Genomic DNA, 13284 nt, shown 5'->3' on the forward strand with positions numbered 1-13284 from the left:
CTGGCGGATTTCGGACGCGACGCTGCCGACGGCTCGCGCGGCCGGGTGGGGGCGGGACCGGCCGGTCCCGCCCTCACTCGGTCAAGGACTCAGGCGCGGCCCTGATATCCGCGCTTGGCCTCCATCGCGGCCCGCCCTTCGGCGCCCCGGCGCTTCCACTCCCGGCGCAGTTCGTTGCGGACGCGCGCGTCGGTCTTGGCCACGATCCGCTGGTTCTCGCGGAGGAGCTTGCGGTAGCTTTCGAGCCGCCGCTCGGGCAGCACCCCGGAGGCCAGCGCGGCCAGCACCGCGCAACCGGGTTCGGCCACGTGCGCGCAGTCCAGGAACCGGCAGCCCTGGGCGAGCTCCTCGATCTCGGAGAACACCTGCCCGACCCCGCTACCGGCGTCGAAGAGCCCGACCCCCCGCAGACCTGGGGTGTCGATCAGCACGCCGCCGCCCGGCAGCACGAGCAGATTCCGGGTCGTCGTGGTGTGCCGGCCCTTGCCGTCGACGTCACGCGCCGCCTGGACGGCCATCACGTCCTCCCCGAGCAGCGCGTTGGCGAGCGTCGACTTGCCCGCTCCGGACTGGCCGAGCAGCACGGAGGTCCCGCCGGACACGACGGCGCCGAGCACGTCGAGCCCGGCCCCGTCCGTGGAGCTGACCGCCAGCACCTGCACGCCCGGCGCGGCGGTCTCCACGTCCTGCACGAGATAGGCGAGGCCCACCGGGTCGGGCACGAGGTCGGCCTTGGTCAGCACGACCAGCGGCTGGGCGCCGGACTCCCAGGCCAGGGCCAGGAACCGTTCGATCCGGCCGAGGTCGAGCTCCACCGCCAGGGACACCGCGATGATCGCGAAGTCCACGTTGGCGGCGAGGATCTGCCCTTCCGACCTCTTGGACGAGGTCGACCGCACGAAGGCGGTACGACGCGGCAGATACGTCTGTACGTAGCGGGGGTCCCCGCCGGGGTCGACGACGGCCCAGTCCCCGGTGCAGATGACCCGGAGCGGGTCGTTGGGAGTGACGAACTCGGTGTCGACCCGCACGGGCCCGTCGGCGGTGATCACGTCGCACTGCCCGCGGTCGACCCGCACGACCCGTCCCGGTACGAGACCGCGTTCGAGGTGGGGGGCGAATGCGGCGGCCCACGCGTCGTCCCAGCCATAGGGCACGAGCGGATGAACCGAGGAAACAGAAGACGCGGAAGAAGAGATGGAGGAAGACGAGAAAGACAAGGGGTGACCCTTCGAAGGGCGGCCCCGGCCGCGCGCACTCGGGCGCGGAAGAAGGTTGTCAGCCGGTGACCACAGAGGTGGATTCGATGTACTTCCGGATGCGGGCAGCGCCCATCGCCAAGACAGCCATCGTTCACACCTCCCTGATCACATCGGTACGACATCGGCGGCGGAGTACGTCCGCCGCTCGAACAACCCGACCATAGCCCGAGCCCGCGGCCGGGCCAACCGGTTTTTCCGACCCGGTCGGCCCCGCCCGGCCCAGCCTCGTACGCTCAGCTGGAGTGCGTACAACTCCGCCCGTTCAGCGTGAAGTCGACCGGGGAGGAGTTCTCGCCGTGCCACGAGGCGAGGAAGCCCACGGCGAGTGAACCTCCCGCGGCGACGGACTTGTTGTAGTCGGCGGCGCTCGCGGTCACACGCGAGCCCTCCTGGTCGAAGCTGCCGTCCCACATCTGTGTCATCTTCTGCCCGTCACGGAAGGTCCAGCCGACGCGCCAGGTGTCGAGGGCGTAGTCGGACTTGACGGTGACGGTGGCCTGGAAACCGTCCGGCCACTCGCTGACCAGGTCGTACCTGGCGTGGCAGACGGCGGGCTCGCTGGGATTGGGCGCGGCGTCGTCCTCCTCAGCGGAGGACGAGGAGTCGCCCTGTGCCTCCTTCTCCGACTCCGGGTCCGTACTGACGCCCGCGCCCGCGCTGGACTTCGGGGTCTCCGGGGACGAGGTGGACGATGTCGATTCGCCGACCGATCCCGGCCCGGACGGCAGGCCGTCGAACGAGGGCACCTGCTCCCCCACGGGCTGCCGTCCCGCCGACTCCACGGCGGTGTCGTCGGTGCCGTCGTCCGAGCCGAAGGGCACCAGGGTGACGACGAGGGCGAGGAGCGAGACCCCGGCGGCCACGGCCAGCAGCCCGGCCCGCCCGATCCGGGCCCGGCCGCCGCGCTCCTTCACCCAGCCGGCCGGCTGTTCGTCCGTGTCGTCGGCGGCGCTGCGGCTGAGCCCCGACTCGACGGCCCTGCGGCGCCGTTCCAGGTAGGCGAGTCCGCCCCAGCCGATCACTCCGCCCGCGAGCGCAGAGGGCAGGCCGCCCCCGCTGTGCTTCAGACAGGCGGCGGCCTCCGCGCACTCGACGCAGCGTGCCAGGTGCCGGGACAGGTCGTCCGGCACGTCGGCCGCGGGCGAGCGGGTGACCGCGTCGAGCAGCCGCGCGTAGCTGCGGCACTCCTCGGAGAGCGGGGTGTCGAGGTGATTGCGGTGGCAGCGGTCGCGGAACACTCCGCGTACCTGCTGCAGTTCCTCGACGACGCCCGCCGGATCGAGGCCGAGCCGTCGGGCCACCGCGGCCGTCGGCATGGCCTCGACCTCGGTCAGCCACAGGAGCGCGGCGTCGGGTTCCTGCATGTCCCGCAGTCCCCGCAGGGCCAGTGGACGGTGCAGGGGTGGTCCCGAAAAGCGCTCGGCCTTCTCGGAGTTGAGCCACAGACGCAGTTCGGGGTCGAGCCGGCCGCCGTGTCCCTGGGCCTCCCAGGCGGCGGTCGTCTGTCGTACGGCGGTCAGCAGGAGCGGTATTCGGGGCAGCCGGGGCGCACGCGTCCGGCGACCGAAACTCCTGCCGCCGGTCTCGGCCTCCGCGGCACGCACTTCGCGTATGCCGCGGGAGAAGGCCTCGGAGGCCAGTGGGCGTGCGTCGGCGGAGCCGCCGGTGCAGAGGTCCGCGTAGGAGAGAACCGCGTCCCAGCACTCCGAGAACAACGTTGCCTCGGCGGCGTCCTGTGGGGTCGGCAGGTCTGGCATCGGTGGGGGTTTCACCTGCATCCAGATGGGGGCTCAAGTGGGGTCAACTAACCCGTTTAATACGGGAGTTGAAGGGGACGTCTCGCGACCGGCCGAGTTTTTCACGCTTCCTGCACAACTGACAAGCGGCACCGCCAAATCCGGTTACCGCCGGTCGCATGCCCCACCAGGCCTCACAGCCCCGGACGTACGTCCCCATCGGCCCCTCAGCCCACCGGCACCTCTCCCGTGCCCGCTTCCCTCTCCTCCCCCACCGGCTCGTTCGCCGGGAGGCTGTCCATGAACGAGCTGACCGAGAACACCGCGTTGCCGGGTCCGGGCGGGCCGTATCCGGGCGGCGAGGAGAGCCCGAAGTCGTCCATCGTCGCCCGGTAGGCCTCCAGCAGCCGGATGTGGTACTCCAGCGGCGCGCCCTGCGGGTTGGCCTTGCCCAGCGGCGTCGTCGGCTCGGGGCACCAGGTGGTGAACCGGGGGGTGATGCCGTGCGACATGAAGAACCGCAGCCCCTCCGTCGTGGACGCGATGGCCTCGTCGACCGTCGTGAACCCGGAAGGCGCGGCCATCTCCACGCCCGCGACGAAGTTGGGGATGACGTTGCGCGCGCCGAAGACCTCCGCGGAGTCGAGGATGCGCTTGTGCCACTCGTCGCGGCCCACGTAGCGCTCCTTGCCCGGGCAGTACAGCTCGAAGAGCTTGCGGTCCCACACCTCGTAGTTGGGGTGGTAGATCTGCACGCCGTAGTCCTTGAAGCGCTGCACGTCGTCGCGGGGCAGTGCCTGGGCGACGACCTTCCCGATCCACCGTCCCGGGAAGTGCTCCTCGATGGCCTTGGCGTACATGCCGTAGAAGTCGGCCTCGTCGCGGCCCTGGAGCTTGGAGGTGATCGCGCCACCGGTCAGCGTGTACGCGGTGGACACCTTCGCCGTGTCGTACCGGTCGATGATCTCCAGCGCCTCAAGGATCTCGTCGACGTCCTTGACCCCGGTGTACGGGCGGCCCGCCGCCTTCTGCTGGCGCCAGTTGTGGTTGATGTCGCAGTAGCCGCACTCCTCCTTGGCGCCGAAGTACTGGCAGACGCGGAAGACCGTGAGGTAGATCAGGTAGCCCCACTGGATCGTCGGCGCCACCTCCATGACGGACTTCCCGTTGGAGAGCTTGTGCCGGTAGTACTCCGGCATCGGCGGCACCCCGACGTCCGCGATCCGCTTCCCGTCGAGATACAGCCCGAGCAGGCCGTCGGGGCCGGCGGCGACCCGGTACGGCGAGGACGGGTTGACGCGCACGGACACGACGGTCCGCCGCAGGTCGTACGGGCCGCCGGTGAGGATGATCTCCTCGGGCGGCCGGCGCAGCGCGGCCTCGCCCAGCTCGGGCAGGGTGCTGTGGTCGAAGGAGAAGATGAAGTAGGACTTCGGCTTGACGTCGCCGTTCTCGTTGTCGCTGAGCGCGGAGTCGTCGAAGGCCACTCCCCCGCGGAGGAGGTCTTCTTTGAAGACGGCCTCTCGCGGTACGTGCGGGAACCTTTCCATCAGATCCTCGACCAGCGCGGTTCGGCTGTCCATCCCGTCCTCCTCGCTCCCGGCGCGTGCTCCCGGCGGCTGTGTTCGACTCCTCACGGTATGCCCCGCCTCCCGGCCGCCCCGTGCCGGGTCCCTCCCCGGCCGTGGAGGGACCCTGGCCACGTCACCTCGAACCGTCGACCCCACCCGTCGCCACCTGCGAGAACTCCGCGTCGCCCGTCGCCGCGAAGCCCGCGTGGACGGCGTACGGGAAGGGTGTGAAGAGGGTCGCGACGGTCTCCCAGGCCGTGCCGTCCGGTGACACCTGGCCGTGTACGAGGTGGGTGCCGGCCTCCCGGACGATCCGGAGGTACGGCGTCGTGGCCAGGGTCCGCCCGTCGAGCGGCCGGGTGATCGGTGAGCGCGGGTCGTCCTGCCAGTCGTGGCGGCTGTCGCGGGTGCGGTTGTGCAGGACGAGCCGCCCGTCGCCGTCCGCGCCGAAGAACAGGTGGCGGGTGTCGGCGGTCACACGGTCGCGGAGCATCAGCCCGGTGAGCGGGCCGCGCGCCCCCGAGACGCGGGCCGTGAGGGTGAAGCTCCCCGCCAGCGGGCGGCTGACGTAGTGGAGCCGGTCCTCGATGTCGCGGGAGGACACCCGATAGTCGTCGCCCTCACCCAGTCCGTCGCCTCGCGCGCCGAGCACCCGGACGGTCGAACCGCGCACCGCCGTGCTGCCCGGCCGCGCGCCACGCAGGGCGTCGTCGCGCCAGCCCGAGTTGCGCAGGCCGGGTGAGGCGGGCCGCGGCAGTTCGGCCCGGACGGTGTGCGAAGTCCAGCCGGGGCCGTGGGAGTTGACCGCGGTGACCGTGTAGAAGTACGTCTCGCCGGGGCGGGCGGAGGTGTCCGTGAAGTGCCGTCCGGTCTCCTTCGCCGACAGGACCTTGTACGGGCCGCGGCGGCGCGTGGCCCGTCGCACCTCGTAGTGTGCGGCACCCGCTGTCGTCTGCCAGGTCACCGTGACCGACCCGTCGCCTGGCAGGGTGTGCACGAAGTCAACGTGTGCGGGCGGGAGTTCGGCCTGCAGGGCGGTCGGGAGTTTCAGCACCAGACCGGTCTTCGGCGGCACCCGCACCTTGCCGCCGCGTACCGGTAGCTCTCTTCCGGTGACCAGGTCGAGGACTGTCCGCTCGTGGGCGAGCGGCACCTCCACCTCGTACGCCCGCTCGTTCCCGTACGCCTTGCGGGTCGTGTTGAAGACGAAGAGGTAGCGGCCGTAGCGGACGGTCAGCAGGTCCGGGTAGCCCGAGTACGCGTGGTCGGCCTCGAAGTTCTCGCGGTGGACCGTGCCGACGCCCGGCTGGAAGGTGATCGGCGCGAGTTCGCCCGCCAGGGCCTGCGGCGCGGAGGAGTCGGCCGTCTGCTGGTCCTCCATGAAGTCGACGTCGATGTTGTCCATGCGGGCCCAGTAGTCCTCGTACTGGAAGCGGGCGTTGGTGTTGATCTGGACGATGTGGTCGCGGTCCGCCCGCCGCACGTGCAGGCGTCCGTTGCGGGCGAACCCCCGCTGCCGCTCGTTGAGTTGGCCCCAGAGGTGAAGGCCGTCGTCCTTGAGGGTCACGAACATACAGTCCACGTCGACCCACGCGAAGCGCTCGTATCCGCTCTCGTCCACCGCGAGGGCTTCGAGTTCCGCGGCCGTGTAGTGGGCGAAGTCCGTGTGCGGGTGGACGATTCCGGTCGGCGCGTGGGCCTTCAGGTAGGCGTAGGTCTCGCCGAGCGTGAGGTCGTACTTGTTCTTGCCGGTGACGGCCGCGAAGTTGCCGAAGTACTGGTGGTCGGACAGCTGTTGCTGGGCGAAGCCGACGGCCTCGCGGGCGTACGAGCGTGTGGTCGCCCAGTGCTCCGCCGCGTACCGGTCCGCGTGCTCGGCCATGTGCCGGGCCAGCGATACGTAGTTGAGGATCCGCCCCTCGGATATCCGCAGCGCGTAGCCCGGGAAGCCCGGGTAGTTGGTGTTCCGCTCGTCGATCACCATCTCCATGCGCATGGTGCGCTTGAGGTTGTCGTCGAGGTCGGTGGTCCGGGCCAGGGAGCGGGCGTGCAGGTTGCGCAGCGCGGTCTCCAGGATGCGGTCGTTGAGGTGCTCGTCGCCCCGGTGTCCCCAGGTGCGGTGGAACCACTCGGGCAGGTAGTTGGTGGCCTCGCCGTAGTTGGCGACATAGCCGTTCTCGCGGGTGTGGCCCGCCTCGGTCATGGTGGTGTAGTGCCTGCCGAGCGGCAGCCGGCGCACCACGTCACCGTCCTTGTCGAGCTTCGACCCGGCGAGACCCTTGATCACGTAGTTGAGGTAGTCGTCCGTCCAGCGGGCCGTGGTGTCGTGCTGGAACAGCGAGTGGAAGAGGTCCAGGTCCTGGCCGTCCGGGCCGACGAGCACCTCCTCGCCCAGGAAGGGCAGCCAGCCGAGCGCCTCGCCCGCGATGCGGTGACTGCGCGCCTTGCCCTCGTAGAACCGCGAGCCGATGACCCGCAGCCCCTCGTGGGCCTCCCAGGCACCCTCGTACGTGTACATCACCTGGTTGTAGATGTACGAGAGCCGCGAACGGGCGTAGTCGAAGTTGGCCTTCAGGACGCGGCCCCACGCGGCCCGGCGGGTCAGCGGCGAGCCGTCGAGGTCGACGTCCTTGAGCGAGGTCTCCCCCTCACTCGTCCCGGTGGTGAACGGCTCGTCCAGGTACGCCTCGAAAGCCCGACGGCCGAGGACATCACCGTCGGCGATGAGATTCTCCACGACGTACAGCGCCTCGCCGAGGGCCCCGTAGTACCCGCCCCAGTCGCCCTGGTGACCGCCGCGGGCCAGCAGTCTGGTGTCCGCGTAGTAGTCCCTGGTGTGGTTGTCGACGCACTTGAAGACCCGGAACAGGGCGAGCGTCCGATCGGCGGCGGACTGCGCGGGGCACCAGCTCGACTGCGTCAACGCCGTCGCGTAGAAGCGCAGTTCGTCCTGGTAGCGGACGATGCTGAGCCGGGCGGTAGCCGAGGCGTCGACCTTCGCCGAGTACGCGCCGAAGAGCTTCACCTGCCCGGCCACGTAGCCGTCGACCAGTGCCTGCTTCTGCTCCTCGGACAGGTCCGCGACCGTGTCCGTGGGCGGGGTGAAGTCGGCCTGCGGCTCGTCGCTCACGTCGAGGTACGCGCCGGTGTGGGTGTACGCCCGGTAGTAGCCGCGGGAGTCGGCGGTGACCTTGGCGCTGAAGGCCGCGTCGTAGGTGCGCAGGGTGATCTCGGCCCGCTCCCGGCCCTTGGTGCGCTCCAGGGGCAGCATCACCGTGGCGTAGAAGAACCGGCCGGGCAGCGGACGGACCGTACCGGTGTTCAGCGCCTCGTAGTCCCCGGAACGCCGATAGCCGATCTGCTCACCGTCGATGTACGCGATCGTCTTGTACGGGGAGGTGTCGCCGCCCCAGAACTTGACCGTCAGGTAGTTCTGGTGGAGGGGGTCGACCCGGACCGTGAACCGGAGGTCGCCGGTCTTGATCCCGGGGGTGGCCAGGGGTTTCGCCACGCGGGCCCGGTCGCCCGCGTTGCCGTCGACGACGGCGGAGTCGGGGGCGTCGAGGCCGTGCGCCGACTCGGAGGCCGGGTCGCCGAAGTCGACGAGGTCGAGGCGTCCGGCGCTCCCGGCCTCCACGCCCCCGGCCGCGGACGGTTCCTCGGTCCCGGCCGCGGATGCCTGTTCGGCGGCCGTCCAGGACCAGCCGGTCAGCGCGAGGGAGCCGGTGCCGGCGGCGGCGCTCATGACGGATCTTCTGGTGACTCTTCTGGCGACGGACATGCGGAATCCTCACAACGACGAAGAAGAGGGGCGGATTTGGCGGGTCGGCCGCGGGGGCTACTTCAAGGAGCCGAGCGTGACGCCCGAGCGCCAGAAGCGCTGCATCGAGATCATCAGGATCACCATCGGGACGAGGGAGATCAGCGAGCCCACGACCACCATGCCGGTCAGGTCGGCGGACGTGTCGACCTTGACCCTGAGCCAGGAGTACAGGCCGACCATCACGGTCCACTTCTCCGGCGTACGCAGGAACACCAGGGGCCCGAAGAACGAGTTCCAGGAGCCGACGAAACCCAGCAGGAAGATCGTCGCCGCGCCCGTGGACATGAGGCGGGCGCCGACCGTGAAGAAGATCCGGTACTCCCCCGCTCCGTCGATCCGGGCGGCCTCAAGCAGTTCGGGCGGGACGGCGCCCTCCGCGTACACCTTGGCGAGGTAGACGGAGAAGGCGTTGAACAGGCTCGGCACGATGATCGCCAGCGGGCTGTCGACGATCCCGAGGTCCGTGTAGAGCAGGAAGGACGGGATGGTGAGCAGAGCGTGCGGGACGAGGAAGGACCCGATGACACAGCCCATCAGCAGGCCCCGGCCGCGGAACCGGTACATCGCCAGCCCGTAACCGCAGGCGACGCAGACCAGGGTCATGCCCGCGGTGCCGAGCATCCCGTAACAGAGCGTGTTCCAGAGCCACTTGAGGAAGATGCCGTCCTGGTACGTGAACAGCGCCTTCAGGTTGTCCGTGAAGTGCGGCTCGGAGAACCACAGGCCGTTGGTGGTGTAGAGGTCGGACTGGTTCTTGGTCGCCGAGACGATCAGCCACCACACGGGGGCCAGCGAGTAGAGCGTGAAGAACGCCACGCCTCCGAGGACCAGGGCCCTGGTCCGGCGGCTGTGCCGGACAGGGCCGGTGCCCTCGCGGACAGCGCCGCTCCGCCGGGAGCGCGGGCCCCCGGGCGTGGTCGGGGACGGAGACGGAGATGGGGACGGGCCGACGGTCACGGTCATGAGGTGGGTGCCTTGTTCGTGAGGCGGTAGAACAGTGCGGACGTGGTGCCGACGACCAGGGCGAGGATGACCGAGAGGGCGGAGGCGTAGTTGAAGTCGCCCTGCTGGAAGGCCCAGTCGTAGATCGCCATGATCGGGGTGAAGTCTCGGGTGACGGTCTCCGGCGCCATGGACTTGAAGAGCATCGTGTCGCTGAAGATCTGCAGGGTGCCGATGATGCTGAGCACGGTGGTGAGCACCAGGGAGCGGCGGACCAGCGGCACCTTGATCGACCAGGCGATCCGCCACTCGGACGCGCCGTCGATGCGGGCCGCGTCGTGGACGTTGGCGTCGACCGAGCGCAGCGCCGAGTAGACGATCAGCATGTTGAAGCCGATGCCGCTCCACGCCATCAGGTTGCCGATGGACACCCAGATGAGTTCGCCGCCGTAGAAGTTCGCGTCGATGCCGAAGAGTTCGAAGAACGGGGTGAGCGGTCCGACCACCGGGCTGTAGAGGTAGATCCAGATCAGTGTGGCGACGATGCCCGGGATCATGTACGGAATCAGCAGTGGGATGCGGAAGCGGTCGGCGACACGCTGCGAGGCCGCGTCGAGGAGCAGCGCGAGCCCCACGCTTGCGACCTGGATGACCGGGATGCTGATCACCGCGAAGAGGCCGACGCGCAGCATCGAGGACCAGAAGCGGCCGTCACCGAAGCCCTCGACGAAGTTGTCCAGACCGACGAACTCGACGGTCTTCGCACCGAATCCGAGCCCGGAGCCCTTCTCCCTGTAGAGGCTCTCCTTGAGTGCCATGACGAGGGGGGTGACGGTGAACAGGGCGAACCCGAGGAAGAAGGGGACCGTGAACGAGGCGCCCTTGAGGGCCATGATCCGCCGCCATCCGAGGCGCGCGGCCCGGGACGGCGACCCGGTGACGGGCTCAGCGACAGGCTCGGGGACGGACTCGGTGACGGGCTCGGTGCCGGCTGCCACGCCGATCAGCCCTCGACGTTGATGTTCTTGGACTTCAGGTCGTCGACCGTGAACTCCTGCAAGTGCTTCAAAGCCTGCTCGACCGTGGTCTTCTTGGTGACGATCCTCGCCCACTGGTCCTGCAACTCGGCGAACACTCCGGTGTAGTTGGGGCCGACCGTCCACTTGCTCCTCGCGTGCTCGACGGACTTGAGGATCACCCCGCGGGCCTCGGACCTGTGGGTGCCGAAGAGCTTGTCGGTGACCACCGAGTCGACCCAGGGTGTGACGTCCTTGAGGGCGCCCGGCCACTCGTACTGCTTGGTGTCCTTCTGGTAGGTGGCGTCGATGCCGGCCTTGTCGGTCTTCATCCACACCGCCGCCTCGACGGCTTCCTCGACGTGCTCGCAGCCCTTGGGGACGAGCACACCGTTGTTTGCGCTGTACGAGGAGGTGGTGAACTCCGTGGCGTCGGCGAACTGGGGCAGGTCGATGGGCTGCCAGTCGCCGAGGGACTTCTTGTAGTTCAGCTCGTAGTTCTGCAGCTGCCAGGTCTGCGTGGGCAGCGAGACCATCTTCCCGGAGTCGAAGTAGCTGATCAGGGCGGGCCGGTCCTGGTAGGTCTGGTTGGCGACCAGTCCGCCGTCCACGAGCTGCTGGACGACGTCGGCGGCCTTCAGGGAATCCGGTGACAGGAAGTCGATCCGCCAGCTGTCGCCCTTCTGCTCGTACCAGGTGCCGCCCGCCTGCTGGACGAGGTTGACCAGGGTGGACGGGTCCTCGCCGGCCAGGTTCATGACGTACACGTCGTGCTTCTTGAGCCTCTTGCCCGCGGCGATCACGTCGTCCCAGGTCTTCGGCACGTCGACGCCGTACTTGTCGTACACCGAGCGGTTGATCATCATGAAGGTCGGGTTGAAGCCGGTCGGTACGGCGTAATAGGTGCCGCCCGCCTGCACGTTGGGGAGCGCGGCCGGGTTGAAGCGGTCGAGGTAGGGCTTCAGTTCCTTGTCGACGCTGCTCAGCAGGCCCTCACCGACGAGGCTGGGCACCTCGCCGAAGTTCTGCACCAGGCAGGGGACGTCCTTCCGGGCGGCGACCGCGTTGCGCAGGTTCTGGGCCGTGCCGGGGTTGTCGGCCTGCTTGACGAACTTGAGCTTGATGTCGGTGTGGGTGGCGTTGAACTTCGCCACCACCGGGTCGACGTTCTTCGTCTCCGTCCAGCTCCAGTACTCGATCGTGACCGGCCCCTTCGAGCGGTCCGAGGAGTCGTCGGAGTCGCCGCCGCAGGCCGTCGCGGTGAGTGCGAGCGCGGTGGCGAGGGCGGCGGCCGGCGCTGCCGCGCGGTGCGGGACACGGGAGTGGGGCATGGCTGCTCCTGAGGGACGAAGGCCGGAACAAAGACAGGACGAAGGCAGGGGGGACCGGCCGCCGCTCGGGTCGTACGGTCCGAAGGCGCCTTAGAAACCGGTCTCTATGGAAGCTAGAACCGGTACCGGGGGTCGGCAAGACATCGGGCAGAGAAAACTGAGGAACGGGGCCAACTGGCCCTTATTTGCACGGTATTTCGAACCGGTGGGCATGAAATCGGCGCCTATCAGACAGGCGATCCCTTAGAGACCGGTTGTCCGGAGGGTGCGGAGCGCGTTGCCCAGTGACTTGTCCGGCACCTGCTCCGGCGCCTTGTCCGCCGGTGCGGGGTTCGGCGCAGCGAGGAGAGGCCGTGCACAGGGAGAGAGCGGTACGGGGAACTCAGTGCCCCGGTCGTCGCGTGGAGTCCCGCAGCACGATGTGGGTGCCGAGCACCAGGTGCTGGCTTCCGGGAAGTTCGTCACGGTGCAGGGCCAGCCGGACCGCGGCGCGGCCCAGCTCCTCGTGGGGGACGTTGACGGTGGTGAGGGCCGGGAAGAGGTCGAGGGCCAGCGGCACGTCGTCGTAGCCGACCACGGACACGTCGTCGGGGACCCGCACGCGCGCTTCGCGCAGCGCCTGCAGCGCGCCCGCCGCGACCATGTCGGTGGCCGCGAACAACGCGGTGAACTCGGCGCCGGCCAGCAGGAGTTCACGGGTGCCCCGGTAGCCGTGCGAGCGGCTGAACGCGCCGTCGAGGATCAGGGCCGGGTCCGGGGCGAGCCCGAGCAGTTCGTGGGCGCGCCGGTAACCGCTGAGGCGCTGACCGCTGGTGGACAGGCCGGGGACCCGGCCGAGGTAGGCGACGCGCTGGTGGCCCGAGGTGAGCAGGTGGGTGGTCATAGCGAAGGCGCCGCCCTCGTTGTCGTACTCGACGACCGTGGCGGGCACCCCGGGGCCCAGCGGGGGTCTGCCGACCAGTACGAGCCGTGAACCGGCCCGGTCCAAGGCGTGCGCGAAGTGCGTCATACGGTCCTGGTAGGCCTTGTCCTCCCAGGCACCGCCGACGACGATCACGGCGTCGGCCCGCTGTTCGCGCATGGTCTCGACGACGGCGAGGGTCCGCTGCGGATCGCCGTGCGTGGTGCAGAGCATGCACAGCCTGCCCTCGGCGGACGCCTGCTCCTCGACGCCGCGTGCGATGTGTGCGTAGAAGGGGCCGGTGACGTCGTCCACGACGAACGCCACCGCCTTGTTGGTGGAGCCACCGAGCGCGCGGGCGTGGGCGTTGACCACGTAGTCGAGGTCGCGCATCGCCTTGAGCACCCTGGTACGGGTGCTCGCGGCGACCGGGTAGGTGCCGCCCAGCACCCGGGAGACGGTCGAGGCGGAGACACCGGCCCGCGCGGCCACGTCCCGGACCGTGGAAGCGTCCTTGACCGGAGCGGGCTCCGGCTTCTTGGCCACGGGTGGCTCTCCTCCTGTGATGTGAACCGGTCCTCTGGTGCGCGGGGGTGCGACCGGTCCCCTGGTGTGCACCGGTCACCTTATGGGGGTGTTCCGGGGCCCGCCGTCCCGGCTCCCGGTGCCCGGCGGCCCGGTGCCCGATGCCCGGGCGGCCCG

General features: G+C 69.5%; 8 protein-coding genes. All 8 read right to left on the reverse strand.

The window, feature by feature from the left end:
• Positions 1-89: 89 nt before the first annotated feature.
• The 8 genes from rsgA to OHS59_RS10785 all read right to left on the reverse strand — a co-directional run bounded on the left by rsgA (position 90) and on the right by OHS59_RS10785 (position 13128).
• Positions 90-1220 (reverse strand): ribosome small subunit-dependent GTPase A, encoded by a 1131-nt coding sequence (gene rsgA / locus OHS59_RS10750; protein ID WP_328493163.1) that lies wholly within the window; start codon positions 1218-1220, stop codon positions 90-92.
• A 275-nt stretch (positions 1221-1495) separates the two neighbouring features.
• A complete protein-coding gene (locus OHS59_RS10755; protein WP_328493164.1) occupies positions 1496-3019 on the reverse strand; it encodes a cellulose-binding domain-containing protein in 1524 nt (507 codons plus the stop codon).
• A gap of 206 nt (positions 3020-3225) precedes the next feature.
• Positions 3226-4581, reverse strand: a complete 1356-nt coding sequence (locus OHS59_RS10760) for a radical SAM protein (protein WP_328493165.1) — start codon at positions 4579-4581, stop codon at positions 3226-3228.
• A 121-nt stretch (positions 4582-4702) separates the two neighbouring features.
• Complete coding sequence (locus tag OHS59_RS10765; RefSeq protein ID WP_328493166.1) at positions 4703-8314, reverse strand: fibronectin type III domain-containing protein; 3612 nt, start codon at positions 8312-8314, stop codon at positions 4703-4705.
• Positions 8315-8407: 93 nt separating this feature from the next.
• Positions 8408-9208 carry a carbohydrate ABC transporter permease gene (locus OHS59_RS10770; protein WP_328493167.1) on the reverse strand — a complete coding sequence of 267 codons (801 nt, stop codon included), beginning with the start codon at positions 9206-9208 and terminating at the stop codon, positions 8408-8410.
• Positions 9209-9351: 143 nt separating this feature from the next.
• Entirely contained in the window at positions 9352-10332 is a 981-nt protein-coding gene (locus tag OHS59_RS10775; RefSeq protein WP_328493168.1) for a carbohydrate ABC transporter permease, read from the reverse strand.
• Positions 10333-10337: 5 nt separating this feature from the next.
• Positions 10338-11681 (reverse strand): ABC transporter substrate-binding protein, encoded by a 1344-nt coding sequence (locus tag OHS59_RS10780; protein WP_328493169.1) that lies wholly within the window; start codon positions 11679-11681, stop codon positions 10338-10340.
• A 382-nt stretch (positions 11682-12063) separates the two neighbouring features.
• The gene (locus tag OHS59_RS10785; RefSeq protein WP_328493170.1) at positions 12064-13128 is read right to left on the reverse strand and encodes a LacI family DNA-binding transcriptional regulator; all 1065 of its coding nucleotides are present in this window, start codon (positions 13126-13128) and stop codon (positions 12064-12066) included.
• Positions 13129-13284 lie beyond the last annotated feature (156 nt).

Source organism: Streptomyces sp. NBC_00414 (assembly GCF_036038375.1).
Lineage (GTDB): Bacteria > Actinomycetota > Actinomycetes > Streptomycetales > Streptomycetaceae > Streptomyces.